The sequence below is a fragment of the Pseudomonas sp. B21-012 genome (assembly GCF_024749305.1).
Classification (GTDB): domain Bacteria; phylum Pseudomonadota; class Gammaproteobacteria; order Pseudomonadales; family Pseudomonadaceae; genus Aquipseudomonas.
Genome location: NZ_CP087197.1, coordinates 5,258,622 through 5,284,362, shown reverse-complemented (window position 1 = coordinate 5,284,362; position 25,741 = coordinate 5,258,622). Strand labels below are relative to the sequence as shown.

At 63.6% G+C, this 25,741-nt stretch carries 24 protein-coding genes and 1 pseudogene; 19 read left to right on the top strand and 6 right to left on the bottom strand.

Going from position 1 to position 25,741, the window contains the following annotated elements; all coding sequences use genetic code 11:
- Positions 1–53: 53 nt before the first annotated feature.
- From nrdR to LOY37_RS24180, 12 genes are all read left to right on the top strand, one after another.
- A complete protein-coding gene (gene nrdR, locus LOY37_RS24235; RefSeq protein ID WP_010222838.1) occupies positions 54–518 on the top strand; it encodes a transcriptional regulator NrdR in 465 nt (154 codons plus the stop codon).
- A 2-nt stretch (positions 519–520) separates the two neighbouring features.
- A complete protein-coding gene (gene ribD, locus LOY37_RS24230) occupies positions 521–1,651 on the top strand; it encodes a bifunctional diaminohydroxyphosphoribosylaminopyrimidine deaminase/5-amino-6-(5-phosphoribosylamino)uracil reductase RibD (RefSeq protein WP_093379045.1) in 1,131 nt (376 codons plus the stop codon).
- Positions 1,652–1,696: 45 nt separating this feature from the next.
- Positions 1,697–2,362 (top strand): riboflavin synthase, encoded by a 666-nt coding sequence (locus tag LOY37_RS24225; RefSeq protein WP_010222840.1) that lies wholly within the window; start codon positions 1,697–1,699, stop codon positions 2,360–2,362.
- Positions 2,363–2,380: 18 nt separating this feature from the next.
- The gene (gene ribBA / locus LOY37_RS24220) at positions 2,381–3,475 is read left to right on the top strand and encodes a bifunctional 3,4-dihydroxy-2-butanone-4-phosphate synthase/GTP cyclohydrolase II (RefSeq protein WP_038998529.1); all 1,095 of its coding nucleotides are present in this window, start codon (positions 2,381–2,383) and stop codon (positions 3,473–3,475) included.
- An 89-nt stretch (positions 3,476–3,564) separates the two neighbouring features.
- On the top strand, positions 3,565–4,041 hold the full coding sequence (gene ribE / locus LOY37_RS24215) for a 6,7-dimethyl-8-ribityllumazine synthase (RefSeq protein WP_258715897.1): 477 nt from the start codon (positions 3,565–3,567) through the stop codon (positions 4,039–4,041).
- The gene (gene nusB, locus LOY37_RS24210; RefSeq protein ID WP_045199970.1) at positions 4,038–4,538 is read left to right on the top strand and encodes a transcription antitermination factor NusB; all 501 of its coding nucleotides are present in this window, start codon (positions 4,038–4,040) and stop codon (positions 4,536–4,538) included. The genes ribE and nusB overlap by 4 nt, the downstream gene beginning before the upstream one ends.
- Before the next feature lie 18 nt (positions 4,539–4,556).
- Positions 4,557–5,522, top strand: coding sequence for a thiamine-phosphate kinase (gene thiL, locus LOY37_RS24205; protein ID WP_258715896.1), 966 nt, complete (start codon positions 4,557–4,559; stop codon positions 5,520–5,522).
- Positions 5,519–6,022, top strand: coding sequence for a phosphatidylglycerophosphatase A (locus LOY37_RS24200; RefSeq protein ID WP_045199966.1), 504 nt, complete (start codon positions 5,519–5,521; stop codon positions 6,020–6,022). The genes thiL and LOY37_RS24200 overlap by 4 nt, the downstream gene beginning before the upstream one ends.
- Before the next feature lie 11 nt (positions 6,023–6,033).
- Positions 6,034–6,786, top strand: coding sequence for an ABC transporter substrate-binding protein (locus tag LOY37_RS24195; RefSeq protein ID WP_258715895.1), 753 nt, complete (start codon positions 6,034–6,036; stop codon positions 6,784–6,786).
- 113 nt (positions 6,787–6,899) lie between these two features.
- Positions 6,900–7,517, top strand: a complete 618-nt coding sequence (ribA, locus tag LOY37_RS24190) for a GTP cyclohydrolase II (RefSeq protein ID WP_010222848.1) — start codon at positions 6,900–6,902, stop codon at positions 7,515–7,517.
- Positions 7,514–7,933, top strand: coding sequence for a hypothetical protein (locus LOY37_RS24185; RefSeq protein ID WP_045199962.1), 420 nt, complete (start codon positions 7,514–7,516; stop codon positions 7,931–7,933). The genes ribA and LOY37_RS24185 overlap by 4 nt, the downstream gene beginning before the upstream one ends.
- Positions 7,933–8,742 (top strand): cobalamin-binding protein, encoded by an 810-nt coding sequence (locus LOY37_RS24180; protein ID WP_258715894.1) that lies wholly within the window; start codon positions 7,933–7,935, stop codon positions 8,740–8,742. The genes LOY37_RS24185 and LOY37_RS24180 overlap by 1 nt, the downstream gene beginning before the upstream one ends.
- Here LOY37_RS24180 and LOY37_RS24175 read toward each other — a convergent pair.
- From LOY37_RS24175 to LOY37_RS24160, 4 genes are all read right to left on the bottom strand, one after another.
- A complete protein-coding gene (locus tag LOY37_RS24175) occupies positions 8,720–10,597 on the bottom strand; it encodes a TonB-dependent receptor domain-containing protein (RefSeq protein WP_258715893.1) in 1,878 nt (625 codons plus the stop codon). The genes LOY37_RS24180 and LOY37_RS24175 overlap by 23 nt on opposite strands.
- Positions 10,598–10,674: 77 nt before the next feature.
- A complete protein-coding gene (gene dxs / locus LOY37_RS24170; RefSeq protein ID WP_045199956.1) occupies positions 10,675–12,573 on the bottom strand; it encodes a 1-deoxy-D-xylulose-5-phosphate synthase in 1,899 nt (632 codons plus the stop codon).
- Positions 12,574–12,713: 140 nt separating this feature from the next.
- Positions 12,714–13,601 carry a (2E,6E)-farnesyl diphosphate synthase gene (ispA, locus tag LOY37_RS24165; protein WP_093379067.1) on the bottom strand — a complete coding sequence of 296 codons (888 nt, stop codon included), beginning with the start codon at positions 13,599–13,601 and terminating at the stop codon, positions 12,714–12,716.
- Positions 13,598–13,840, bottom strand: a complete 243-nt coding sequence (locus tag LOY37_RS24160; RefSeq protein WP_045199952.1) for an exodeoxyribonuclease VII small subunit — start codon at positions 13,838–13,840, stop codon at positions 13,598–13,600. Before LOY37_RS24160 ends, ispA begins: the two co-directional genes overlap by 4 nt.
- Before the next feature lie 243 nt (positions 13,841–14,083).
- Here LOY37_RS24160 and LOY37_RS24155 point away from each other — a divergent pair, with 243 nt between their 5' ends.
- The 3 genes from LOY37_RS24155 to LOY37_RS24145 are packed head-to-tail and all read left to right on the top strand — an operon-like array spanning position 14,084 to position 17,812.
- Positions 14,084–15,487, top strand: a complete 1,404-nt coding sequence (locus LOY37_RS24155) for an MBOAT family protein (protein WP_045199950.1) — start codon at positions 14,084–14,086, stop codon at positions 15,485–15,487.
- Positions 15,474–16,607: a DUF459 domain-containing protein gene (locus LOY37_RS24150; protein ID WP_258715892.1), complete on the top strand. Its 1,134-nt coding sequence runs from the start codon at positions 15,474–15,476 to the stop codon at positions 16,605–16,607. The genes LOY37_RS24155 and LOY37_RS24150 overlap by 14 nt, the downstream gene beginning before the upstream one ends.
- Entirely contained in the window at positions 16,607–17,812 is a 1,206-nt protein-coding gene (locus LOY37_RS24145; protein WP_093379073.1) for an SGNH/GDSL hydrolase family protein, read from the top strand. Before LOY37_RS24150 ends, LOY37_RS24145 begins: the two co-directional genes overlap by 1 nt.
- Positions 17,813–18,056: 244 nt before the next feature.
- Here the strand turns inward: LOY37_RS24145 and LOY37_RS24140 are convergent, their stop codons facing one another.
- Both LOY37_RS24140 and rtcR read right to left on the bottom strand, forming a co-directional pair.
- The gene (locus LOY37_RS24140) at positions 18,057–19,145 is read right to left on the bottom strand and encodes an alpha/beta hydrolase (protein WP_258715891.1); all 1,089 of its coding nucleotides are present in this window, start codon (positions 19,143–19,145) and stop codon (positions 18,057–18,059) included.
- A 70-nt stretch (positions 19,146–19,215) separates the two neighbouring features.
- A complete protein-coding gene (rtcR, locus tag LOY37_RS24135) occupies positions 19,216–20,808 on the bottom strand; it encodes an RNA repair transcriptional activator RtcR (protein ID WP_258715890.1) in 1,593 nt (530 codons plus the stop codon).
- Positions 20,809–21,405: 597 nt separating this feature from the next.
- On the opposite strand from rtcR, the gene LOY37_RS24130 reads away from it, so the two are divergent.
- The 4 genes and pseudogenes from LOY37_RS24130 (at position 21,406) to LOY37_RS24115 (ending at position 25,704) form a co-directional block, all read left to right on the top strand.
- A complete protein-coding gene (locus LOY37_RS24130; protein ID WP_093387259.1) occupies positions 21,406–22,551 on the top strand; it encodes a slipin family protein in 1,146 nt (381 codons plus the stop codon).
- Between the two features lie 54 nt (positions 22,552–22,605).
- On the top strand, positions 22,606–23,811 hold the full coding sequence (locus LOY37_RS24125) for an RtcB family protein (RefSeq protein WP_258715889.1): 1,206 nt from the start codon (positions 22,606–22,608) through the stop codon (positions 23,809–23,811).
- Between the two features lie 13 nt (positions 23,812–23,824).
- Positions 23,825–24,622, top strand: a pseudogene (locus tag LOY37_RS24120) (nucleotidyltransferase domain-containing protein).
- A gap of 50 nt (positions 24,623–24,672) precedes the next feature.
- Complete coding sequence (locus LOY37_RS24115; RefSeq protein ID WP_093379088.1) at positions 24,673–25,704, top strand: hypothetical protein; 1,032 nt, start codon at positions 24,673–24,675, stop codon at positions 25,702–25,704.
- Positions 25,705–25,741 lie beyond the last annotated feature (37 nt).

The window sequence follows — 25,741 nt, the reverse complement described above, 5'->3', positions numbered from 1 at the left end:
CTTGCCAGTGGGATGCGCTACCATGGCCCTCCCTTTTTTTGTTGCCTGCCACCATGCACTGTCCCTTCTGCGGTGCCAACGACACCAAGGTCATCGACTCGCGACTGGTTGCCGAGGGCGAGCAAGTGCGCCGTCGGCGCGAATGCGTAGCCTGCGGTGAGCGCTTCACCACCTTCGAAACCGCCGAACTGGTTCTGCCCCGGCTGATCAAGCAGGACGGCAGCCGCCAGCCTTTCGACGAAGAAAAACTGCGTGCCGGTATGCAGCGCGCCCTGGAAAAACGCCCGGTCAGCGTCGAGCGCCTGGAAGCGGCGCTGGCGCATATCAAGCACAAGCTGCGGGCTACCGGTGAGCGCGAGATCAAGTCGCTGGTGGTCGGCGAGCTGGTCATGGCCGAGCTGCAAAAGCTCGATGAAGTCGCCTATATCCGCTTTGCCTCGGTGTACCGGCGTTTCCAGGACCTCAACGAGTTCCGTGAAGAAATCGACCGCCTGGCCCGTGTGCCGGCTAAAGAGTGAGCATGTCCAGCGAACGCGCGGTGCTTGATGCGCACTACATGGCCCGGGCCATCGAGCTGGCCCGCAAGGGCCTGTACTCCACCCACCCGAACCCGCGCGTGGGCTGCGTGATCGTCCGCGACGGCCAGGTGGTCGGCGAAGGCTGGCACGTGCGCGCCGGCGAGCCGCATGCCGAGGTGCATGCCTTGCGCCAGGCCGGCGAGCTGGCCCGCGGCGCTTGCGCCTACGTCACCCTTGAGCCGTGCAGCCACCATGGGCGCACGCCGCCGTGTGCCGAGGCGCTGGTCAAGGCCGGTGTGGCGCGGGTGGTCGCGGCCATGCAGGACCCCAATCCGCAAGTCGCCGGCAACGGCCTCAAGCGCCTGGCCGATGCGGGTATCGAGGTTGCCAGCGGTGTGTTGGAGGCCGAGGCCCGCGCCCTGAACCCGGGCTTTCTCAAGCGTATGGAACACGGCCTGCCGTTCGTCCGGGCCAAGCTGGCGATGAGCTTGGACGGCCGCACGGCCATGGCCAGCGGCGAGAGCCAGTGGATTACCGGCCCGGCGGCGCGCTCGGCAGTGCAGCGTTTGCGCGCCCGCTCCAGCGTGGTGCTGACCAGCGCCGAAAGCGTATTGGCCGACAACGCGCGGATGACCGTGCGCGCCGAAGAACTGGGCCTGGACCCGGCAACCACCGCGCTGGCCCTGGCGCGTCCGCCCTTGCGGGTGTTGATCGATGGTCGCTTGCGTGTGCCGCTCGATGCGCCGTTCTTTACCGCCGGCCCGGCCCTGGTGGTCACCGCCGCCGAAGCCGACGCACGTTATGCCCAGGCCGGTCATGAGCTGCTGAGCCTGCCCGGCAGTGCTGGCCGCGTCGACCTGCCGGCGCTGATGCTTGAGCTGGCCGCGCGTGGCGTCAACGAAGTGCTGGTCGAAGCCGGTGCCGGCCTGGTCGGCGCCTTTGCCCGGCAGGGACTGATCGACGAGTACCAGATTTTTGTCGCCGGACGCATCCTTGGCTCCAGTGCCCGGCCGTTGCTCGACTGGCCCCTGGATAAAATGAGCCAGGCGCCCCATTTGCAGATCACCGAAATGCGCGCAGTAGGCGATGACTGGCGAGTCACTGCAGTACCCAAGCCTGCGCCCGGCGTATAATTTGCGGCTAGCGCCATGCGTAGCCCTGTTCTCGAGGAGGACTTCATGTTCACCGGCATCATCGAATCGATTGGCAGCATCCGTTCCCTGACCCCTAAAGGCGGTGACGTGCGGGTATATGTCGAAACCGGCAAGCTCGACCTGGGCGACGTCAAGCTGGGGGACAGCATCGCCGTCAACGGCGTGTGCCTGACCGCGGTCGAGCTGCCTGGCGATGGCTTCTGGGCCGACGTCAGCCGCGAAACCCTCGACTGCACCGCCTTCAACGAGCTCAAAAGCGGCAGCCGGGTCAACCTCGAAAAAGCCCTGACGCCGACCACCCGCCTGGGCGGTCACCTGGTCAGCGGCCATGTCGACGGCGTCGGCGAAGTGGTCTCGCGCAGCGATAACGCCCGCGCCATCCAGTTCCGCATCCGTGCACCCAAGGAGCTGGCCAAGTACATTGCCCACAAGGGCTCGATCACCGTCGACGGCACCAGCCTGACGGTGAACGTCGTCGATGGCGCCGAGTTCGAGCTGACCATCGTCCCGCACACCCTGGCCGAAACCATCATGGCCGACTACCGTCCAGGTCGTCGGGTGAACCTTGAGGTCGACCTGCTGGCACGTTACCTGGAGCGTCTGCTGCTGGGTGACAAGGCCGCCGAGCCAAGCAAAGGCAGCGGCATCACCGAAAGTTTCCTGGCCGCCAACGGCTACCTGAAATCCTGATTTGAAAGGGGGTGCCGAGTGGCGCTCAACAGCATCGAAGAACTGGTCGAAGACATCCGCCAAGGCAAAATGGTCATCCTCATGGATGACGAAGACCGCGAGAACGAAGGCGACCTGATCATGGCCGCCGAGTGCTGCAAGGCCGAGCACATCAACTTCATGGCCAAGCACGCCCGCGGCCTGATCTGCATGCCGATGTCGCGCGAGCGCTGCGAAACGCTCAAGCTGCCGCTGATGGCGCCACGCAATGGCTCGGGTTTCGGCACCAAGTTCACCGTGTCGATCGAAGCCGCCACCGGCGTCACCACCGGCATCTCCGCCGCCGACCGCGCGCGTACCGTGCAGGCCGCCGCTGCCCGTGATGCCAAGGCCGAAGACATTGTCAGCCCCGGTCACATTTTCCCGCTGATGGCCCAGCCTGGCGGGACCCTGGCCCGTGCCGGCCACACCGAAGCTGCCTGCGACCTGGCGCGCATGGCCGGTTTCGAGCCGAGCGGGGTGATTTGCGAGGTGATGAACGACGACGGCACCATGTCGCGTCGCGCCGAACTCGAGACTTTTGCCGCCGAACACAACATCAAGATCGGCACCATTGCCGACCTGATCCACTACCGGATGATCCACGAACGTACCGTTCAGCGGGTTTCCGAGCAGCCGCTGGACAGCGAGCTGGGCCATTTCAACCTGGTCACCTACCGTGATTCGGTCGAAGGCGATGTGCACATGGCGCTGACCCTGGGCAACATTTGCGCCGAAGAACCGACGCTGGTGCGGGTGCACAACATGGACCCGCTGCGCGACCTGCTGATGGTCAAGCAACCGGGACGCTGGAGCCTGCGCGCGGCCATGAGCGCCGTTGCAGACGCCGGCAGCGGCGTGGTGCTGCTGCTCGGCCACCCGCTCGATGGCGACGTGCTGCTGGCGCACATTCGCGAAAGCGCCGACGCTGGTGCCCAGGCGAAAACCCCGACCACCTACAGCACCGTCGGTGCCGGTTCGCAGATCCTGCGCGACCTGGGCGTGCGCAAAATGCGCCTGATGAGTTCGCCAATGAAGTTCAATGCGATATCCGGATTCGATCTGGAAGTTGTAGAATACGTGCCCTCCGAATAAAGCAGGCGGTTTTTCGCGCTGCCATTCGTGTCCCAAACACCCACAGGCCGCCTGTTTGCGGCCTGGCTCTTTAAGATGAGAACTCCGCAATGACCCTGAAGACCATCGAAGGTACCTTCATTGCCCCCAAAGGTCGCTATGCTTTGGTGGTTGGCCGCTTCAACAGCTTCGTCGTCGAAAGCCTGGTGAGCGGTGCCGTTGATGCCCTGGTTCGCCACGGTGTGAACGAAAGCGACATCACCATCATCCGTGCCCCGGGTGCCTTCGAAATCCCGCTGGTGGCACAGAAAGTCGCCCAGCAAAGCGAATATGCCGCGATCGTCGCCCTGGGCGCCGTGATCCGTGGCGGTACCCCGCACTTCGAATACGTTGCGGGCGAATGCACCAAGGGCCTGGCCCAGGTGTCCATGGAGTTCGGCGTGCCGGTCTCCTTCGGTGTCCTGACCGTCGATTCGATCGAACAGGCCATTGAGCGTTCCGGCACCAAGGCCGGCAACAAGGGCGCCGAAGCTGCCCTGTCCGCTCTGGAAATGGTCAGTCTGCTGGCGCAGTTGGAGGCCAAGTGATTAGCGACGAAAGCGATCGTTTCAACCCGCGCGATCCAAAACCTGCGGATGCTGGCAAGCCATCGAAAAGCGCCAAGCGTCGCGAAGCCCGTCAGCTCGCGACCCAGGCCCTGTACCAATGGCATATGGCCAAGCAGTCGCTGAACGAGATCGAAGCGCAGTTCCGGGTCGATAACGATTTCATCGATGTCGACGGCGCCTACTTCCGCGAAATCCTCCATGGGGTTCCGGCGAAGAAAGTCGAGATCGATGAAGCACTCAAGCCATGCCTGGACCTGGCCCTCGAAGAGCTCGATCCGGTTGAACTGGCAGTGCTGCGCCTGTCCACCTGGGAGTTCATGATGCGCGTCGATGTTCCGTACCGCGTCGTGATCAACGAAGGTGTGGAGCTGGCCAAAGTGTTTGGCGCCACCGACGGCCACAAGTTCGTCAACGGCGTGCTCGACAAGCTGGCACCACGCCTGCGTGAAGCCGAAGTCAAGGCGTTCAAGCGCTGATTCCGGCGCTCTGTGCCAATGGGTGAGTTCGAGCTGATCCGTCATTACTTCGCCGCCGCGTCCTGTGCGCAAGGCGGCGAAGGTGTGGCCCTGGGCATTGGCGATGATTGCGCCTTGCTCAGCGTGCCAGCCGGCGAACAGCTGGCGATCTCCACCGATACGCTGGTGGCCGGGGTGCATTTCCCGGCTGTCTGCGATCCTTTTCTGCTCGGTCAGCGTTCGCTGGCCGTCGCTGCCAGTGACCTGGCTGCCATGGGCGCCACGCCCATCGGCTTTACCCTTGCCCTGACCCTGCCCGAGGTTCGCGCCGACTGGCTGCAAGCCTATGCCCGCGGTTTGAACCAGATGGCCGAAAGCTGCCAGATGAGCTTGATCGGCGGCGACACCACCCGTGGCCCGCTGAGCCTGACCATGACCGTGTTCGGCCGCGTACCCGGCGGCCAGGCCCTGACCCGCAGCGGTGCCCGCGCCGGCGACCTGCTGTGCGTCGGCGGCGAACTGGGCAATGCCGCCGGGGCCTTGCCGCTGGTGCTCGGCGAGCGCATGGCCGAGGCGGCCCAGGCCGATCCGCTGCTGGCCCATTACTGGTCGCCACAGCCGCAACTGGCACTGGGCCAGGTGCTGCGCGGCAAGGCAACCTCGGCGCTGGATATCTCCGACGGCCTGCTCGCCGATTGCGGACATATCGCCAAGGCGTCGCAGGTGGCATTGCAGGTCGAGCTGGAGCGGCTACCGTTGTCGGCGGCGCTGCTGGCCTTTTTCGGTCGCGCAGGCGCGCAACAGGCGGCATTGGCCGGCGGCGACGATTACGTCCTGGCCTTCACCTTGCCCGAAGCCGAGCTTGCACCGTTGCTGGCGGCCGGCTGGCCGCTCCATGTGGTCGGGCGGGTGAGTGCCGGCAGCGGCGTGCGCCTGCTCGATGGCAGCGGCCAGGACATCACCCCGCACACCCGGGGCTATCAACATTTTAAGGAGACACCGTGACCGATCACCCCAAACAGGTGCCTGCGGAGTTCGTTCCGCCGTCGGTCTGGCGCAATCCCTGGCATTTCCTGGCGTTCGGCTTCGGCTCCGGAACCCTGCCCAAGGCGCCGGGAACCTGGGGCTCGCTGGTGGCTCTACCGTTTATCCCGTTGTGGCAGATGCTGCCCGACTGGGGCTACTGGCTGATGCTCGGGTTGACCATGCTGTTCGGCTTCTGGCTGTGCGGCAAAGTTGCCGACGACCTCAAGGTCCACGACCATGAGGGCATCGTCTGGGACGAAATGGTCGGCATGTGGATAACCCTGTGGCTGGTGCCAGAGGGCTGGATGTGGCTGCTGGCGGGCTTTTTGATGTTCCGTTTCTTCGACATCCTCAAGCCCTGGCCGATCCGCTGGATTGATCGTCATGTGCATGGCGGGGTCGGGATCATGCTCGACGATGTTCTGGCCGGGGTGTTTGCCTGGCTGGGCATGCAGGTTCTGGTATGGAGTTTCACCTAAGGAGCGGGGCGATGACGGGATGGCGGCTGTTGCTGGTGTTGCTGGTCCTGGCGGCAGGTGTGGTCAAGGCGGCAGACGCGCCGTCGGCGACACCTGGCCAGGTTCGTCTGGTCAGTGAAGAGTGGCTCGACTACACCAACGCCGACGGCAGCGGCCTGGCCTGGGACGTGCTGCGCAAGGTGTTCGAGCCGGCCGGCGTCAAGGTTCGCACCCAGAGTGCGCCGTACAGCCGCGCGGTAGGCCTGGTCAAACGCGGTGAGGCCGATGCCTGGGTCGGTTCCTATCACGAAGAGAACGCCGACAACCTCTATCCGCGCTGGCATTTCGATATGGACCATATCTATGCCCTGGGCCTGGCCACCAGCCCTGTGCCGACCCAGCAGACCCTCGGCCAGTATCGCCTGGCCTGGGTGCGCGGCTATGACTACAAAAGCTATCTGCCCAATGTCGGTCACTTTCGCGAAATCCAGCGCCGCGAGGGGATCTTGCCGATGCTTGAACATGATCGCGTCGACTACTACATCGATGCCCTGACCGAAGTCGACTATGTGCTCGGCCAGGCCTCCGATCCCAAGCTGTTTCGCCGCAGCCACCTGGCGGAGCTGCCGCTGTACCTGGCCTTTGGCCGCACCGCCGAGGGCAAGGCGTTGCGCGCGCTGTTCGACCAGCGCATGGACAAGCTGGTGGCCAGTGGCGAGTTGCGGGCGATCTTCGAGCACTGGAAGCAGCCCTATCCGTTCGACGGCGAGGGCAAGCGGCCGTAGCTGATATCGAACTTGTCGATCTGTTTGCCCAATAATTCAGCCTAAGCAGCGGCGCCACGCTGCTGATACAATCGGCCCACGTCAATTTTCAAGTTACTGATCAGGAGCACAACGTGCCCGTCGTTTTTGTTGCCGCTTCCAAGCTGCCTACCCCGTTTGCGACCTTCACCATGCATGGTTTTCTCGATGAAGCCACCGGCCGCGAGCACGTCGTGCTCAGCCTGGGTGATGTGGCCGATGGGCAGCCGGTGCTGGGGCGCCTGCATTCCGAATGCCTGACCGGCGACGCCTTGTTCAGCCAGCGCTGCGACTGCGGTTCGCAACTCGAAGCGGCCCTGCAGGCGATCGCCCGCGAAGGCCGCGGCGTGCTGCTGTACCTGCGTCAGGAGGGTCGTGGCATTGGCCTGTTGAACAAGATCCGCGCCTACGAGCTGCAAGATGGCGGCGCCGACACCGTCGAAGCCAACGAGCGCCTGGGCTTTGCCGCCGACCAGCGTGACTACGGCATGTGCCAGCCGATGCTCGAGCACCTGGGGGTCAAGTCGCTGCGGCTGATGACCAACAATCCGCGCAAGGTCAAGGCACTGACCGGCATGGGCATTCCGGTTGCCGAGCGGGTGCCGCTGCACACCGGCCACAACCCGCATAACAAACACTACCTGGCGACCAAAGCCGGCAAGCTCGGCCACATGATGGGCAACGAGCACCAGGGCGAGGCCGGTCGGGCGTGACCCGCGCCCAGGTTCGCCGTCGCCTGGAGCTGGCCTGGTGGCAGTACCTGGCGGTGGCGCTGGCGCCGTTGCTGGTGTTTGCCTGGGCCTTCGGTGGCGTGCAGGCGTTGATTCCGATCCTGGCCATGCCGATGTTCATCGCCGGCGTGGCCTCGATGTTTCTCAGCCTGCCGCGCTTTGGCGCCTACAAGCACGGGCTGATCGCCACCCAGAAAGCCCTGAACAGCGACGATGAACCTGCGGCCTGGATCGAGCTGGCACGTATCCGCCGCCTGGGCATGTTGTTCGCCTGCCTGCCGGCCTGGGTCGCCGCGTTGTCGGTATTCGTTGGCCTTGAGGCGGTGCCGCAGATCCTCCTGGCAATCTCCAGCGTGGTCCTGCTCTACCTCTATCGCATTCCTCGCCAGCTCGGCTGATGCGTCGCTACCTGTGGCTGTTGCTGCTGGCCTTCGGCATGCCGCTGGCCGCGGCGCCGCGGGTGGTCAGCCTGGCGCCCTCGATCACTGAAATCATCCTCGAGCTGCAAGCCGGCGACCTGCTGGTGGGCATGGCCGAGTGGCACGAACGGCCGGCGCAGTTAAGCACCGTACCGTTGGTGGGCCGTTATGGCCAACTGGACATGGAGCGCCTGCTCAGCGTGCGCCCGGACCTGGTGCTGTACTGGCCGGGCAGCGTGCCGGCGGCCCAGCGCGACCAGCTCGAACGCCTGGGTATCCCGCTATATAGCGTCGATGTGCACGAGCTGGATGACCTGGTGTCACAGGTGGACGAAATTGGCCTGCGGATCGGGCGCAAGGCGCAGGGCGGGCAGTTATCCACAGCCTTGCGCCAGCGCCTTGCCGCGTTGCGCCAGCAGTACCATCGCGAGCAGGCGCTGACAGTGTTCTACCAGGTCTGGGACAAGCCGCTGTACACGGTTGGCGGTTACCAGATCATCTCCGATGCGCTGAGTGTCTGCGGCGCGCGCAATGTGTTTGCCGACCTCACCCAGCCGGCGCCGCAGGTTAACCTGGAGACCGTGCTGGCGCGCAACCCGCAGGTGATCCTTGCCCCCGATCAGCTCCAGCTCGAGGCCTGGAAGGCCTGGCCGCACGTCGCTGCCGTGCGTGATGGCCTGTTGCTGCAGGTGCCGGACAAAGGCCTGGAGCGCCCCAGCGGGCAGATGATCGAAGCGACGGCCAAGCTGTGCGAACTGCTGCAGGCTAAAGCGCCGGTGTCCAGGTGACGCCCAATAGCCAGGTGCGGCCTTCTTCGCGGTAGCCGTAGCTTGCACCCTCGTAGTTGTACAGGGCGCGTGAGTAGGCCTTGTCGAAGAGGTTATCCAGCTTGAAGTCCAGCTTGATCTCGCGGTTTAACGCCCAACTGCCACGCAGTCCGAGCAGGCCGTAGCCGCCGAGCTTGCTGCTGTTGGCTTCATCGTCGTAACTGCTGCTCACTGCTTGCCAGCTGGCGCCCACGCCCCATTTATCGTATTGCCGGTCAAGGTCCAGGCTCAGTGTTCTGCGGGCTCGTCGTGCCAGGGTGTGACCGCTGTCGCGGTCACGGGGGTCGATCAACGCCAGGCCCAGATTGCTTTGCCAGCCAAACCATTGCTGATGCAATGCAGCCTCGAAGCCGCTCACTCGCGCGGAGGCGACGTTTCTTGGGATCGAACCTTCACCGAAAATGATCGCATCGCGCAGCTCTGTACGATAAATCGACGTTTCCAGTCGGCTGTCTTCACTCAGCTGGCTGCGCCATTGTAATTCGTAGCTTTTCGAGCGCTCAGGCTTTAGGTTCGGGTTGCTGTACTGGGGGTAGTACAGGTCATTGAACGTGGGTGCACGAAAGCCTTCGCTGTAGGAGAGCAGCAGGTCATTGTTGGCGTTGACCGGCAAGGTCAGGCTGCCACTCCAGGTATTATTCCCGCCGAATTGCTGGTTCTGATCGCGGCGCAAGCCGATTTCGGTGGCGAACCATTGGCCTTTGAAGCGGTGCTGAACGAAGGCTGCGCGATTCCAGCGGCTATCTTCGTCGAAGTTGGTACTGCCATGTACGCGGTCCTGGTACCAGTCGGCGCCCAGCATCACGCTGTTCTGGTCATCGAAAGCCAGGTCGTTCTGCCAGCTGGCGGAGTCGCGATAGGTATTGAACTCGCTGGCATCTGCGCTGAGTTTGTCGCGTTTCTTGTCGCGGTTTTCGCTATGGCCGAGTTCCAGGCGCGAGTACCAGCGATCATTGAGCTGGGCGCCTAAATACGTCCCCAGGCTGCTGACGTTGAAATCGGTGTAAGGGGCCTGGCCGAAGCTCTGGAAAGTGTCCATGTCGAAGCGCCCGTACGGGTTGTCGTACTCGCTGCGGCCATGGCTGTCGAGCAGGTTCAGACCGGCCTCGATGTTGTCGTTGAAACTATGGCTCAGGCTCAGGTTGAACGACTTGTTACGGTAGGCGTCGTGGTCGCCATCGCTGGGGTAGGAGGTGTGGGTCCAATTGATACCGGCGCTTTCATCGAGGCTGGCGCCAAGATTGAAGCGGGTATTCTGATCACCGCCTGAAACACCGAGGCTGCGCTGCCAGGTCTGTTCACTGCCGGCGGCCAGGCGCAGGCGTGGTTGCAGGCCCTGTTGTGCACTGCGGCGAGTGAAGATCTGAATGACGCCACCAATGGCGTCGCTGCCATAGACCGCCGAGCGTGAACCGCGCAGTACCTCGACACGTTCGATCTGGTCAATATTGAGAAACTGCAAGCCACTGTCACCGGAGGTGGCATTGGCAATGCGCACACCGTCCACCAGTACCAGGCTTTGTGCTGTCTTGCTGCCACGGATGTAAATGCCCGGAACGCTGCCGCGCCCGCCTGTAGGTGCCACCTGAACCCCCGGCACCCGAGTCAGCAGGTCAGTAACACTGGAAGGCTGCAGGCGGTCGATGTCGTCGCGGGTGAACACCGTATTGGCGGCGCTGGTTTGCGTGCGGTCTTCGACCTGGCGGTTGGCGCTGATCAGCGTGTTGGGCAGCTTCAGGGCGCTTTCGCGGTCGATCGGGTCGGCCAGCAGGGTGGTTGGCAATAGCAGGAGGGGGGCAAGGCGCAGGGATTTCATGGGCAGTTCCATTGCTATCGCGGGTCAAGCCCGCTCCCACAAAACCTGTAGGAGCGGGCTTGACCCGCGATGCGGTCTCAAAGACCGAGCAGTTGCATCCGCTGACGCACCGAAGCCTCGATGCCGGCGGCATCCAGGCCGCACTCGGCGAGCATCTGCGCAGGCTTGGCATGCTCGACATACACATCCGGCAGGCCCAGGTGCAGCACTGGCTTGAGCACCGCTTCGCGGGCGAGGAACTCGCTCACTGCCGCACCGGCGCCGCCCATGATGGCGTTCTCTTCGATGGTCACCAGCAGTTCGTGGCTACCGGCAATCTCGCGCACCAGGGCTTCATCCAGCGGTTTGACGAAGCGCATGTCAACCACGGTGGCATCGATCTGCTCGGCAACCTTGAGGGCTTCGCTCAGTTGCACGCCGAATACCAGCAAGGCGACCTTGCTGCCCTGGCGGCGGACGATGCCCTTGCCGATTTCCAGTGGCTCGAGGTTGTTCTCGATGGTTGCGTTCGGGCCGCTGCCACGTGGGTAGCGCACGGCGGCCGGGCCGTTGTACAGGTGGCCGGTGCTGAGCATCTTGCGCAGTTCGTTCTCGTCGCTCGGGGTCATCACCAGCATGCCGGGGATGCAGCGTAGGAACGACAGGTCGAAGCTGCCCGCGTGGGTCGGGCCGTCTTCGCCGACCAGGCCGGCGCGGTCGATGGCGAACAGCACGTCGAGATTCTGCACCGCGACGTCATGGATCAACTGGTCGTAGGCGCGCTGAAGGAAGGTCGAATAGATCGCCACCACCGGCTTGGCGCCTTCGCAGGCCATGCCCGCAGCCAGGGTGACCGCGTGCTGCTCGGCAATCGCGACGTCGAAGTAGCGATCCGGGTAGCGCTCGCTGAAGGCCACCAGGTCGGAGCCTTCCTTCATGGCCGGGGTGATGCCGACCAGGCGCTGGTCGGCAGCCGCCATGTCGCACAGCCATTGGCCGAACACCGCGGAGTACTTCGGCCCGGCAGCCTGTTTCGGCGCGGCGGCGGGTTTGTCCACCGGTTCGAGCTTGGTGATCGCGTGGTAGCCGATCGGGTCGACCTCGGCCGGAGCGAAACCCTTGCCCTTTTTGGTGACCACGTGCAGGAACTGCGGGCCCTTGAGGTCACGCATGTTGCGCAGGGTGGTGACCAGGGTTGGCAGGTCGTGGCCATCGATCGGGCCGATGTAGTTCCAGCCCAGCTCTTCGAACAGGGTGCCGGGTACCAGCATGCCCTTGGCGTATTCTTCGGTGCGGCGGGCGATTTCCCAGGCGCCGGGCAGGCGCGAGAGGACCTTCTTGCTGCCCTCGCGCATGCTCGAGTAGGTGCGGCTGGAAAGAATCTTGGCCAGGTAGTTGGACAGGCCACCGACATTGCGCGAAATCGACATGTCGTTGTCGTTGAGGATCACCAGCATGTCGGCATCGACTTCCTGGGCGTGGTTCAACGCCTCGAAGGCCATGCCGGCGGTCAGCGCGCCGTCACCGATCACGGCAATCGACTTGCGCGGATCGTTCTGCAGACGGGCGGCGATGGCCATGCCCAGGGCCGCACTGATCGAGGTGCTGGAGTGACCGACGCCAAAGGTGTCGTACTCGCTCTCGGCGCGGCGCGGGAAGGCGGCCAGGCCGTCCTTCTGGCGCAGGGTGTGCATGCGCTGGCGGCGACCGGTGAGGATCTTGTGCGGATAGGCCTGATGACCGACGTCCCACACCAGACGGTCGTCCGGGGTGTCGAAGACGTAGTGCAGGGCGATCGTCAGCTCGATGACGCCCAGGCCGGCACCGAAATGCCCGCCGGTCTGACCAACGGTATAGAGCAATTCCTGGCGCAACTCGTCGGCCAGGTTCTCCAGGTCGGCTTCAGCCAGGCGGCGCAGGCCGGCAGGCGTATCGGCACGGTCAAGCAGCGGCGTGACCGGGCGTTCGCGGGGGATCTCTTGAAACGTCGTGGGCATCAGGCGAATCGTTATAGATATGAAGTGGCGGCAGTTTACCTTATTGCGGTGTTGGCTGCCCATTTGAGCTAATCGCGGGGCAAGCCCGCTCCTACAGTGATCGCTGTGGGAGCGGGCTTGCCCCGCGATACCCGCGCTGCTTAGTTACGGCGCTCGACGATGTACCGCGCAAGTTCGCGCAGCGGCTCGGCTGCCGCGTCAAACGGACGCAGGGCATGCAGGGCCTGGTCGCGCAGTTCCAGGGCGTAGGCCTTGGCTGCCTCGAGGCCGAGCAGGGCCGGGTAGGTCGGCTTGTCGCGGGCGATGTCGGCGCCCTGGCGCTTGCCCAGGGTGGCGGTGTCGCTCTCGACGTCGAGGATATCGTCCTGAACCTGGAAGGCCAGGCCGATGGCCTGTGCATAGGTTTGCAGGGCCTTGAGCTGGGTCTGGTCGGCGCGGGCGCTGGCCAGGGCGCCGAGCTTGACGCTGGCTTCGATCAGCGCGCCGGTCTTGTGCCGGTGCATGAACTCCAGCGCCGTCTGGTCGAGCTTGAGGCCCACCGAGCCCAGGTCGATGGCCTGGCCGCCGACCATGCCGGCAGGCCCTGCAGCCAGCGCCAGGGTCTGGACCATGGCCAGGCGGATGCTGTCTTGCTGCGGGCTCAATTGCGGGTCGAGCAGGGCGCTGAAGGCCAGGCTCTGCAAACCGTCGCCAGCGAGGATCGCGCAGGCTTCATCGAAAGCCTTGTGAGTGGTCGGCTGGCCGCGGCGCAGGTCGTCATCGTCCATCGCCGGCAGGTCGTCGTGCACCAGCGAGTAGGCGTGAATCAATTCGACCGCGCAGGCCGCGCCGTTGGCCTGCTCCGGTGCAGCACCGAGGGCCTGGCAGGCGGCATAGGCGAGCAGCGGGCGTACCCGTTTGCCGCCATTCATGACGCTGTAGCGCATGGCCTCATAGAGGCGGCTGAGCTCAACCGAGGGGGCGATGAACAGGTGTTCGAGGGCGGCGTCGACCCGCGCCTGGCAACTGGCCTGGTAGGCGGCGATCATTCCGGCTGTTCCGCATCGAAAGGCTCGGCCGCCAGTTCGCCATCGCGCTCGAGCAGCACCTGGACCTTCTGTTCGGCCTGGGCCAGCGCGCTCTGGCAGTCGCGGGTCAGGCTGATGCCTTGCTCGAAGGCGGTCAGCGAGTCTTCCAGCGACAGCTCGCCGTTCTCCAGGCGCTCGACCAGGACCTGCAGGTCGGCGAGGGATTGCTCGAAATCAATGGAGGCTTTTTTTCGGGCCATGGCGGCTGTCTCGGTGGCAGTATAAACGGCGCGACACTAGCAGAGCGGGGCGGGGGGAGCAAATCGATAGGGTCGATCTTTCGTCGCATTCTGTTGCACAAAGGCCGACGGTGAAGTCTTGATTTTTCTACAGGGCTCGCATTGTGAGGGCTTGTGGCTCTCTGCCATAATCGCGCCCGCTTTGCCCCGCGGCTCTGCGGCGGTAACGCCTCCTATTTCTGTTGTCACGTAATGGACTACGTTGTGAGCTTCCTTTCGATCGAGTTCGGCCTCTGCTTCACACTGTTTTTCATCGTTTACTGGAGCCTGTGCTGGAGCGTTCGCTTGCAGAACGTCCTGCTGCTGGCCGCCAGTTACGGCCTGGTGGCCAGTTTCAGCTTCAACTCCCTGTACATCCTGCTGGGCTACAGCGCCCTGGTGTATCTGCTCGGCCTGGTCGGTGAGCGTTATCCCGGGCGGCGCTTCAGCTATTTGTTGGTGTTGCTGCTGGTGCTGGGCTGTTTCTACCTGTTCAAGTACCAGGAGTTCTTTGTCGGCGGCGTGCAGGGCGCCCTGGCCAGTGCCGGGCTGGACGTGTCGCTGCCGGTGCTGGAAGTGCTGGTGCCGATCGGCCTGTCGTTCTACGCCTTTCACTCGGTCAGCTACCTGGTGTCGATCAACCGCCGCGAGATGCCCTCGGCTTCGCCGTTCGACCTGGCCCTGTACCTGGCGTTCTTCCCCAGTCTGATCGCCGGCCCGGTCAACCGCGCCAGCCACATGCTGCCGCAGATTCGCACGAGTACTATCCGTGAAGTGCTGGAGCCGCAACGGGCCCTGGGGTTGATTGCCCTGGCGGTGGTCAAGCTGTTCTTCTGCAGTGCCTGGCTGGCCAGTGAGTGGGTTGACCCGGTGTTCGAGACGCCGGGCAGCTATTCGCCCGAGCAGATACTGCTGAGCGTGTATGGCTACAGCTTTCTGATTTATTTCAACTTCAGCGGTTACACCAACCTGGTCACCGGCATTGCCTTGCTGCTGGGCTTTCGCCTGCCCGACAACTTCAATGCGCCTTATGCCGCGCACAACCTCAAGGAGTTCTGGGGCCGCTGGCACATCAGCCTGTCGCTGTTCATTCGCGACTATGTCTACATTCCGCTGGGCGGCAATCGCCAGGGGGTGTGGCGCGGCAACCTGAACATGCTGCTGGCGATGCTGATTTCCGGCCTGTGGCACGGGGCGAGCATCAACTTCATCATCTGGGGGGCGCTGCATGGTATTGGCCTGGCGCTGTACAAGGCTTCGACCTACATCCTGCCGCAGCCGATGCGCTGGCCGGGCGCCGGCCTGGCGGCGCGCCTGCTGACCTTCCACTACGTGGCCTTCGCCTGGATCTTCTTCCGTAGCGCCAGCCTTGATGAAGCCATGGACATGCTCGCCGGTATCGGCGGCTTGAGCCTGGATGGATTGTTCTCCAGTACCGGCCTGCTGTTGCTGGCGAGCGTGTTGTATGTCGCCGTCTACCCGCAGTTGCTGGTGCTGCTGCGCCAGTTCTTTGCTACCACCACGCGCTTGCCCTGGCAGCTGTATCCAATACCGCTGGGGTTGTTCATTTCCTTGGTCATTTTTGCTTCGCAATCGGGCGTACCGGGGTTCATCTATGCAAGCTTCTAATGCCGGTCGTTTGCTGTCGTCGCAACTGGGCGCGGCCAAGGCTTTCTACGCCGTTGTCATCACCACGCTGTTGCTGTTCTGGCTGAACCAGGATTCGATCAGCCTGTATTGCCAGCAGAAGTATCACCAGAGCTGCGAGCTGCCGGTACTTGGCCAGAGCCCGGCCTGGCGCATGGGCGGTAACCTCACTCATGCCCTGGGCGATGCTCGCGACAGCTTTATCGACAGCCTGGAAAAACGTAGCGAGCAGGTGCTGGTGGCCAAGGTTGAGACCAACGACACCGTGGAGCTGCCAGCGCCGATTCCTGTGGTCCCGGTGCACCTGGACAAGCCGCCGGTTGCGGCTCACCCGGTGCCAGTCAAGGTTGCGACAACGTCTGCGCCTGTGCCGGCAACAGTGGCTACGCCAGTGCCGCAACCCGCAGCGCAAGTTGCCCAGGCACCTTTGCAAGCCGGCACCGTGGTGTCCCTGGCGGCGGGTGACGAAGTCTTCCTGGTCGGCGACTCACTGATGCAGGGCGTCGCTCCGCACCTGGCCAACAGCCTGCGCAAGCGTTACCAGATCAAGAGCGTCAACCTCAGCAAGCAGAGCACCGGCCTTGCCTATCCCGGTTTCTTCAACTGGCCGCAGACCGTGGCCAAGACCCTGGAAAGCGAGCCGAACATCCGCCTGATGGTGATCTTCCTCGGCCCCAACGACCCCTGGGACATGCCCCAGGGCAAGGGCAAGCCGTTTTTGCGCTTCAAGTCGCCGGAGTGGGAAGTCACCTATCGCCAGCGTATCGACTCGATCCTCGACCAGGCCCGTGAGCACAATGTGCAGGTGATCTGGGTCGGGCCGCCGAACATGCAAAAGCCCAAGCTGTCTACGGCCATGGCTTACCTGAGCGGGCTGTACGAGCAACAGACCGGCCTGTATCAGCAGCATTACGTTTCGGCCAACCCGGTCCTGGGTTACAACGACGACAGTTTCTCCTATACCTTGCAGAACGCTCAGGGCAAACGGATCAAGACCCGGGTCGATGACGGCATCCATTTCACTACCACCGGACAGAAGCTGATCTCGGAACGGATTCTCTCGTTGATCGCCTTTCCCGGCCTCACTGTAACGGGACACTGATGCCTCGACTGCACAACATTCTGGGGTTGGCCCTGCTGATCTGCGCGTTGCCGGGCTGTAGCCCGGTGGCGGCGGTCAACACCTCGGCCAAGCCTGCCAATACGGCGGCCAAGGCCCCGGCCAGCCGCGTCGACGGCAACCTGGCGGTACTGGCGGGCAAGTTCAAAAACGCCAACCGCGCACCGGTCAACATCATCCAGTTCGGCGATTCGCACACCGCTGCCGACCTCTTCAGCGGCGAGATGCGCCGCCTGCTGCAGGCGCGTTATGGCGATGGCGGTATCGGCCTGATTGCCGCCACGCCGGTGCCCGGCACCCGCTACGACCAGGTGATCCTGAAAACCGCCAAGCGCCAGTGGGAGCTGGTGTCGGCGCGCAACCAGCAGAGCACGCAATTCCCGCTTGGCGGTTACCTGTCGGTGCCGATGGCGGCCAACCCCAGCGTGCGCATCGAAGCCCGCGAGCCTACGGCGCAACGCTATCGGGTGCAGGCGCTGTACCAGGCGCGGGAAAACAGCACCCTGGTGCTGCGCGATGGCCGTGGGCGCAACCAGCGCCTGCTGGCGGCCACCGGCGGGCAGTGGCGCTTCGGCCCGCAAGTCAGCAACCTGGCTCTGCCGCTGGACCTGAGCGTCAGCAACCGCCCCGGCACGCTGCTGGGTGGCTGGTATATCCAGGGCCAGAAGAATGCCGGGGTGATCTACTCGGCGCTGGGCATCAATGGCGCGCGCCTGGAAGTGCAGGACAAATGGCAGGCCGGCTGGCAGGACAACCTCAAGACCCTGCGCCCCGACCTGGTGATTCTCGCCTACGGCACCAATGAAGCCTTCGATGACACCCTCGATCTTGGCCTGTACCAGACGCAACTGCGCAACACCCTCAAGCGCCTGCGCCAGGATCTGCCGCGCGCGGTGATATTGCTGGTCGGCCCGCCGGACTCGATCAAGCAGCGCAAGGCTCGTAGCTGCAGTGCGCGCCAGCCGCAGCAACTGGCCCAGGTGATCCGCATCCAGCGCCAGGCGGCCAAGCAGGCCAATGCGCTGTTCTGGGACTGGCAGGCGTACATGGGCGGGCAGTGCTCGATTGTCGGCTGGCAGGCGTCGGGCCTGGCCCGTGGTGATCTGGTGCACCTGACGGCTGATGGCTACAAGAAAAGCGCGGCCGGCCTGCACGAGTTTTTGCGCAACCAGCTGGGCTTGAAGTAGGGCAGAAAAAAGTAGAGGCGGGGACGACTCAGGGTTGGCTTGCGGCGCCCCATGAAGTCGTCTTCCCGCCCCTTAACAGAGGCAAACCCGGGGGCGTGCAACCGCCCCCGCTCAGCACGATGCGACTGCCTTGAATCAGTCGCGGTTCATTCCTCTGCATTCACCTTAGTAGCTGTGTGCGGGGCTGTAAATTTTCTCGAACAGATTATTTCTCAGGTGCTTTCCGGGGCTGCCTGGCGCGCACTCAAAGGCCCAGGGCGTAGTCCAGGTAGCCTGGGTAGGCCTTGCGCCAGTCGTCCTGGAAGGTGTGGCCTTCAGGGTGTTCGTGGCTCTGCACCTTGTTGTTGCTGGCGAAGGCTTTTTCGGTGGTGGCAGTCAGTTGCAGGTTGCTTTCATGCTCCTGGGCGCCGTGGACCACGACCAGGCGCTTGTCCTTGGCCTTCTGCACGGTGAACGGCATCTTGAAGCCGCCCGGCGACAGCAGCACCGCGCCGCGGTAGTTCTGCGGGTACTGGGCGATCAGGTGGGCGGCGTGTTCGGCACCCTGGGAGAAGCCGATCAGGGCGACTTTCGAGCGGTCGATGCGGGTGTCTTTTTCCAGCTTCTTCAGCGCTGCGGCCACCGCTTGTTCGGTCGGCTCGACCGACTGCTGCTGCCACATGAACTGATGCTCGTCGCGCTTGAGGGTACCGTTCAGGGCCACCAGCACGGCCTTGTCGCCGACCAGGTCGGCGCGCATGTTGGTGCCCTTGACGCCTTCGGTGCCAAAGCCTGCCAGCCACACCACCACCGGCCAGCCGCCAGCCGGGGCCTTGCCTTCAGGGATGCTGAAGGCGGCGAGGCCGGCGTCCTTGGCCTGGGTCGGGTAGTTCTTCTCGGCCGCTTGCAGCAGCTTCTGGTAGGCCGGGTCGTTTTTCATCGGCTCCAGTTCGTCGTCTTCCTTGAGGATCACCGCTTGCCAGAAGCCGCGCTCGCGGGCCTCGTCGAGGTATTGCGCGGCCAGTTCCGGGCTGTCCATGGACGACAGCGCGGCAGCGGCCTGGTACGCGGCGAAGGCGTTCTTCGGGTCGAGGCGGGCGGCGGTCAGGTAGAAGGCCAGGGCGCCGGCATAGTTGTCGTGCTCGCTCTTCTCTTTGTCACCGGCATCCATGAACTCGGCCGGGGTGGCGTTGTTGAGGTACAGGTTGGCCATGGCGGCCATGCCTTGCCAGCGGCCTTTGTGCAGGGCCTGGTCGGTGGCCTCGTCGGCGAAAGCAGTGGTTGCGGTGAGGCTGAGGCCGGCCAGCAGGCCGAAGGAGCAGAGGTGCAGGCGGGTCGCTGTCAGCAATGACATGGCCGAGAGTCCTTTTTCGGTAGTGCTCGGCCAGGTGCGGCCGAAGAGGGCGCGGATTCTAGCACCCTGTTCAGCCCTTGAGTTGATTCCAGTCCAGGCCAAAGCGTGCCAGGTATTTGCGCAAACGGTCGGCGTCATTGGGCTTTTCTTTTTCCAGGCGCGAGACATCGAACAACTGGCGCCCGGCCTCGGACAGTGTGCGGGCGTTGCCGCACACCTTGAGTACCGCCTGCAGTTGCAGACGGTCGAACTGGTCAAGGGCCCGGTCGCCGAGCAAGCCGTCGAGTGGGTCGGCACCTTGCTCCAGGCCCCAGGCGTGTTGCAGGCGCTCGATTTCTTCGAGTACCAGCGGCTCGTCGATACGGCCGCTGTCGGCGAGGGTGGCCATGCGCGTGATCGACGCCGACAGCTCGCGAAAGTTACCGGCCCAGCGCGCTTGCGGCGAGTTGGCAAAGGCCAGGTAGCGGCGCTTGGCTTCGAGGTTGAAGCGCACCTGGCGGTTCTGTTCGCGGGCATGGCGCTGCAGTTCGAAATCGATGTTCGGCTCGATGTCTTCGCGGCGCCCTGCCAGGCCTGGCAGGGCGAAGGTCCAGAGGTTGATGCGCGCGTACAGGTCTTCGCGAAACAGCCCTTCGGCGACCCGGCTGCGCAGGTCGCGGTGGGTGCCGGCGATCAGCTGGAAGTCGCTCTCTACCTCACGGTCCGAGCCCAGCGGGAAGAAGCGTTTTTCTTCGATGGCCTTGAGCAGCATGGCTTGTTCATCAGCACCCAGTTCGCCGATTTCATCAAGGAACAACATGCCGCCATCGGCGGCGCGCAGTAGACCTTCGCGGGCGTTCTGGGCGCCGGTGAAGGCGCCTTTGCTATGGCCAAACAGTGTCGACATGGCGCCGTCGCCGCGCAGGGTGGCGCAGTTCACTTCAACGAAGCGTCCCTCCAGCTGATGGCGGCCGCGCTTGAGCTCATAGATGCGCCGGGCCAGGAACGACTTGCCAGCGCCGGTCGGGCCGACCAGCAGCATCGGTGCCCGTGAGCGCAGCGCCACCCGCTCGATCTGCTCGATGGAGCGGTTGAAGGCGGCGTTGCGGGTGGCGATGCCGGCCTTGAGAAAATTCAGGCTGTCGGCCTGCTCGCGCTGAAAGCGCGATGCGATGTGGTCATAGCGCGACAGGTCGAGGTCAATCAGCGTGCTGGTGCCGGCCGGGTCGGCGATGTCTTCCTTGCCGCGCGCTGGCGAGGTCTGGATCAGCCGCGCCGGCAGGTAGCGCGCCTCGGTCAGCAGGAACCAGCAGATCTGCGCCACGTGGGTACCGGTGGTGATATGCACCAGGTAGTCCTCGTGCTCGGTATCGAAGGGGTAGGCGCTGGAAAAGTCGTGCAGCGCGCCATAGACCTCCTCGAAGTCCCAGGGGTTACGCAGAACCATCGGCTGCAAACGCACCTCGGTGTGCGGCGAGATGCTCTGGATATCTTCGCGAATGCGCTCGGCCAGGCCCAGGTCGCGAGCGCTGGTGCCGTGGATCAGCTCCAGGCGGTCGATGGGGGTTTGTGCCTGCTGGCACAGGCTGATGGTCGGCCGCCAGCGCTGCCAGCGCGCCGCGCCTTTGCCGTTGCGATCCAGGGTGGTGCCGAGAAAGCCGATGGCGACGCTGCGCTTGCTCATTGCTGTTTAGCTCAAGAGATAAATGTGTATCTCATAATATATAAAAATCTTGTCTGGTGTGGGCTGAGAAAACTCATGGTTTTTTGTTGGTAAAAATAAAAACCTTATAAATCAATATGATAAGAGTTAATTTTGGACCTTATTCAAAACCTGGCACGCCCCTCGCAATATCTTCCCCGACCGCATCGCCAAGCTGGCCAACGGGACGGGGTTTATGTCCCCGCCGGTGCACGAGCCCACCCCTGGTGTAGGTGTCGTGCATGCCGCCGCCGCAACGAGCAGTCGATAGCGTGGCTCCTCACGGAGACGCTGGTCTCGAGGCCTGACTCGAACCTTACATACCCTCCAAGGTATTCGAATGTTGTACCCGCCGGTGGGGCGTAGCCAGGGAAAGGCTGCAAGGTGCGCACGGAGCGCACACGCCCACCGCCGATTTGCCCGGCTTGCCGGCCGGGCCCGGAGCAAGGCAGTTGCCGCACCGCAGGATGCGGTCAGTGGACAGGATGTCCCGGCAACTGCCTCCTCCGGGCCACGCCCGCAACGCTCGGCGCTTTGGCAACACCGGCACCAAGGACTTAATTGCACAGGATGACCAAGATGAAACTGTTGAAACGCTTTATCGTGAAAAAGAACGAACGCGGCCTGCTGTTCTGCGAAGGCGACTTTGTGTCGATCCTCGAACCTGGCGTGCACAAGCGTTTCGACCTGCACAACCGGCTGACGGTAGAAACCTTCAGCCTCAATACTTCGCTGTTCGAACATCGCCTGGCGGGCTACCTGCGTCAGAGCGAGCCGGCCTTGGTCGAGCAGTATTTCGAGCGCATGGACCTGGCGGAAAACGAAGCCGGCCTGCGTTTTGAGGACGGTGCCCTGGTCGAATTGCTGGCTCCGGGCAGTCGCCAGCTGTACTGGAAGGGCCAGAGCGCGCAGACCCTGCAGCGCATCGACCTGAGCCAGACCTATCGCCTGGATAGCGCCCTGGTAGCCCAGCTCAACCAGCCTAAACTGCGCGGTCGCAGCCTGGCCGGGCTGGATGCGGTGTTGCTGGCGGCGGTGCCGGCGTTCCATGTCGGTGTGTTGAAGGTCGATGGCGTGGTGGAAGAGTTGCTGGGTGCCGGGCAGTACGGCTTCTGGCGCTTCAACCGTCAGGTGAGTGTCGAGTTGGTCGACATGCGGATCCAGGCCATGGAAATCAGCGGGCAGGAAATTCTCACCCGCGACAAGGTCAGCCTGCGCCTGAATCTTGCGGCCAACTGGCGCTACAGCGATGTGCTCGGTGCGTTCGCGCAGTTGAGCAAACCGCTGGAGCATCTGTACCGCGAGGTGCAGTTCGGCCTGCGGGCGGCGGTGGGTACCCGCACCCTCGATGAGCTGTTGGAAAACAAGCAGTTGATCGACGATTCGGTCAGCCAGTACCTGCAGGAAAAACTCGCTGGCAGCGGCATCGAAGTCAGCGGCCTGGGGGTACGCGACATCATCCTCCCAGGCGAGATGAAAACCCTGCTGGCGCAGGTGGTGGAGGCAGAGAAAGCGGCGCAAGCCAACGTCATCCGCCGCCGTGAAGAGACCTCGGCGACCCGATCGCTGCTCAACACCGCCAAAGTCATGGAAGACAACCCGACGGCCCTGCGCCTGAAGGAACTGGAGACCCTGGAGCGGGTGGCCGAGCGCATCGACCGGATTTCGGTGTTCGGCGGCCTGGATCAGGTGTTGAATGGACTGGTCAGCATCAAGGCCGGATGAGCGTTGCCGGGCTCAAGCAGCCCGGCAGCAACAGATAAAAATGGAAGTACCGACATGAACATACTCGAAGTGGCCGGCGGCAAGCCGATCAAGCTCTGGACCGACGGCGTCCCGGTGGACGAGGGCGCCCGTGAGCAACTGCTGAACACCGCGAAGATGCCGTTCATCTTCAAGCACCTGGCGGTGATGCCCGATGTGCACCTGGGCAAGGGCTCGACCATCGGCAGCGTGATCCCGACCCTGGGCGCGATCATCCCGGCGGCGGTTGGCGTCGACATCGGCTGCGGCATGATTGCCGCGCGCACCTCGCTGAGCGCCAGCGACCTGCCGGACAACCTGCACGGCCTGCGCTCGGCGATCGAAAAGGCTGTGCCCCACGGCAAGACCTTCGGCCGCCGTGACCAGGGCGCCTGGGACAGCGTGCCGGCCATGGCCGACCGTGCCTGGCATGACTTGGCGGCGCGCTTCAAGGCGATCACCGACAAGTACCCGAAGCTTGAGAAAACCAACAACCGCCAGCACCTGGGCACCCTCGGCGGCGGCAATCATTTCATCGAGGTTTGCCTGGATGAAGCCAACCGCGTCTGGTTCATGTTGCACAGCGGTTCACGCGGGGTCGGCAATGCCATCGGCAACCTGTTCATTGAACTGGCCCAGGCCGACATGCGCCAGCACATCGCCAACCTGTCGGACCGCAACCTGGCCTATTTCGAAGAAGGCAGCCGGCACTTTGCCGACTACGTCGAGGCGGTGGAGTGGGCTCAGGATTTCGCCCGGCAGAACCGTGCGCTGATGATGCACGCGGTGATCGCCGCTACACGCAAGGTGCTCGGCAAACCCTTTGAGGCCAACCTCGAAGCGGTCAACTGCCACCACAACTATGTGCAGCGCGAGCATCACTTTGGCCACGACGTGCTGGTCACCCGCAAGGGCGCAGTGTCGGCGCAAAAGGGCGAGCTGGGGATCATTCCCGGCTCCATGGGCGCCAAGAGTTTCATCGTTCGTGGCCTGGGCAACGAAGAGGCGTTCTGCTCCTGCAGCCATGGCGCCGGGCGGGTGATGAGCCGTACCCGGGCCAAGCAGGCGTTCACCGTTGAGGATCAGCGCCGCGCCACTGCCCATGTCGAATGCCGCAAGGACAAGGACGTGATCGACGAGATCCCCATGGCCTACAAGGACATCGACGCGGTGATGCAGGCCCAGCGCGAACTGGTGGAAGTAGTGCACACCCTGCGTCAGGTGGTGTGCGTAAAGGGATAGAAAGGAATACACCATGAACAAGGAAGACCGTCACCCACTGCCGGGGGCCATGCGCGAGTGGGTGCTTGAAGAATTGCGCCGGGTCGAGCTTGAACACGATGTGCGCGTGCTCTACGCCTGCGAATCCGGCAGCCGTGCCTGGGGCTTTGCCTCCACCGACAGTGATTTCGACGTGCGCTTCATCTACGTCCCGCGCCAGGACTGGTAGCTGTGTGTCGACGAGCCGCGCGACGTGATCGAACGGCCGCTGACCGACGAGCTGGACATCAGCGGTTGGGAGCTGCGCAAGACCCTGAAGCTGCTGCGCAACTCCAACCCGACCCTGCTCGAATGGCTCGGCTCGCCGCTGGTGTATCGCGCCGAGCCCGGTGCGGTCGAGTCGCTGCGGGCGCTGGCGCTGAACTTCTACAGCGCCCGGGCGGCGCGGCATCACTACTTGTCGATGGCGAAAAAGAACCACCGCGACTTTCTCCAGGGCGAGCAGGTGCGCTTCAAGAAGTACCTTTACGTGCTGCGTTCGCTGTTGGCGGTGCGCTGGATCGACCTGGGCCTGGGCATGCCGCCGACGGCCTTTGCCGACCTCTTGGCAGGCACCTTGAGCGAGCCTCAGATGCTTGCCGAGATCGATGAATTGCTGCGCATCAAGCGCCAGGCGGTCGAGGCCGATTACGGGCCGCGCCGGGTAGTGCTGCAGCAGTTCATCGACAGTGAGCTGCTGCGCGCAGAAACTTCACCAGCCTTGCCGCGGCTGCGCGGTGATACGCAACAGCTGGATGACTATTTGCGCGATACTGTGCGGCGTTATTCATAGGAAGCGCGTCTTGGCGTGCCTTCCTTGTCGAAAGGACTCGGACCGTTTTCATGCCTGACAGTAAGTACCAACGCCTGCCCCATGCCGGAGACTTCGAGCAAGTCTCTGGCACCGAGATCGTCTACCTGTCGCCCAAACCCTTGCCCACGGGTGTCGAGGCCTATAGCTACCAGCTCCTGCACCGTGATGCCAACGAGGTCTACCTGGACTTCGGCATCGGCCGGGGCAACTTCGAGTTCATGGCGCGCTGCGGCATTGCCGCGGTCATGGGCGTGATCACCAGCTTTGTGATGACGGCGCTGCTCGCGGGCTGGGCGCGGCGCAAGTACGAGCCGTTCTGGTCGGGTGTTCTCGACTTTCTCGCCTCGCCGCCGATCTGGGGCTTTATCGGCGCGTTGGCGCTGATGTACGTGTTCATTTTCTGCAAGACCGTACGCGAGCTCAGAGTTCAGCCGCCGATCCGCTTCAACCGCCAGCGACGCGAAGTGGCGATGGTGCCGAAGAAGGGTGCAGCCCCCCATTATGTGCCCTGGGAAGAGGTCATCGCCTGTGTCTCGGCCGGCAAACTGGTCACCGAGTACGCGGTGCTGCCCGAGTTCAAACTGATGATCGGTCTGCGTGACGCCGCCAGCGGTAATGTCCTCTGGCTGACTGTGGCCTGCGGCAGCCTGCGCGCAGCGGTGGCCGAATGGGAGGCGATTCGCGCCTACATGGAAGAGGGCCCGGCAGCCTTGCCGGCGCCACCGTCAGAAGAATTCGAAGAGGGCACGGTGGCGTTTTTCCACATGGCGCGCCTCGGCTATCGCGAGAATTTCCCGTGGCTGCAGTACGTGTTTGGCTTTCTGTTCGTCCAGGCGTTCGGTGGCTGGACCTTGCCGTGCCATATCTCCAACTGGGTCAACAATCGCCCCAGGGCCCTGTTCCCCAAAGCGGTGCAGGAGTGGTCCCGGCCCTTGCCGGCGGATCAGCATGCGCTCCCCAGTGAGGCGCTGCTCAAAGAAAGTGCCGAGGTACGCGAGGTTTTTTACCGGGGCAAAACCCTGCTGGATTACTTCAAGGTGAAATTTGCCGAGGCGGCCTGACGGTGCGCCGTTACGCAAAGGAGTTGAGCATGAACAA

What these genes read in the sequence shown, in the direction of transcription:
- nrdR (WP_010222838.1), top strand. Translation starts at nt 54, where the DNA reads ATGCACTGTCCCTTCTGCGGTGCCAACGACACCAAGGTCATCGACTCG.
- ribD (WP_093379045.1), top strand. Translation starts at nt 521, where the DNA reads ATGTCCAGCGAACGCGCGGTGCTTGATGCGCACTACATGGCCCGGGCC.
- LOY37_RS24225 (WP_010222840.1), top strand. Translation starts at nt 1,697, where the DNA reads ATGTTCACCGGCATCATCGAATCGATTGGCAGCATCCGTTCCCTGACC.
- ribE (WP_258715897.1), top strand. Translation starts at nt 3,565, where the DNA reads ATGACCCTGAAGACCATCGAAGGTACCTTCATTGCCCCCAAAGGTCGC.
- thiL (WP_258715896.1), top strand. Translation starts at nt 4,557, where the DNA reads ATGGGTGAGTTCGAGCTGATCCGTCATTACTTCGCCGCCGCGTCCTGT.
- LOY37_RS24195 (WP_258715895.1), top strand. Translation starts at nt 6,034, where the DNA reads ATGACGGGATGGCGGCTGTTGCTGGTGTTGCTGGTCCTGGCGGCAGGT.
- LOY37_RS24180 (WP_258715894.1), top strand. Translation starts at nt 7,933, where the DNA reads ATGCGTCGCTACCTGTGGCTGTTGCTGCTGGCCTTCGGCATGCCGCTG.
- LOY37_RS24175 (WP_258715893.1), bottom strand. Translation starts at nt 10,597, where the DNA reads ATGAAATCCCTGCGCCTTGCCCCCCTCCTGCTATTGCCAACCACCCTG.
- dxs (WP_045199956.1), bottom strand. Translation starts at nt 12,573, where the DNA reads ATGCCCACGACGTTTCAAGAGATCCCCCGCGAACGCCCGGTCACGCCG.
- ispA (WP_093379067.1), bottom strand. Translation starts at nt 13,601, where the DNA reads ATGATCGCCGCCTACCAGGCCAGTTGCCAGGCGCGGGTCGACGCCGCC.
- LOY37_RS24160 (WP_045199952.1), bottom strand. Translation starts at nt 13,840, where the DNA reads ATGGCCCGAAAAAAAGCCTCCATTGATTTCGAGCAATCCCTCGCCGAC.
- LOY37_RS24150 (WP_258715892.1), top strand. Translation starts at nt 15,474, where the DNA reads ATGCAAGCTTCTAATGCCGGTCGTTTGCTGTCGTCGCAACTGGGCGCG.
- LOY37_RS24145 (WP_093379073.1), top strand. Translation starts at nt 16,607, where the DNA reads ATGCCTCGACTGCACAACATTCTGGGGTTGGCCCTGCTGATCTGCGCG.
- LOY37_RS24140 (WP_258715891.1), bottom strand. Translation starts at nt 19,145, where the DNA reads ATGTCATTGCTGACAGCGACCCGCCTGCACCTCTGCTCCTTCGGCCTG.
- rtcR (WP_258715890.1), bottom strand. Translation starts at nt 20,808, where the DNA reads ATGAGCAAGCGCAGCGTCGCCATCGGCTTTCTCGGCACCACCCTGGAT.
- LOY37_RS24130 (WP_093387259.1), top strand. Translation starts at nt 21,406, where the DNA reads ATGAAACTGTTGAAACGCTTTATCGTGAAAAAGAACGAACGCGGCCTG.
- LOY37_RS24125 (WP_258715889.1), top strand. Translation starts at nt 22,606, where the DNA reads ATGAACATACTCGAAGTGGCCGGCGGCAAGCCGATCAAGCTCTGGACC.
- LOY37_RS24115 (WP_093379088.1), top strand. Translation starts at nt 24,673, where the DNA reads ATGCCTGACAGTAAGTACCAACGCCTGCCCCATGCCGGAGACTTCGAG.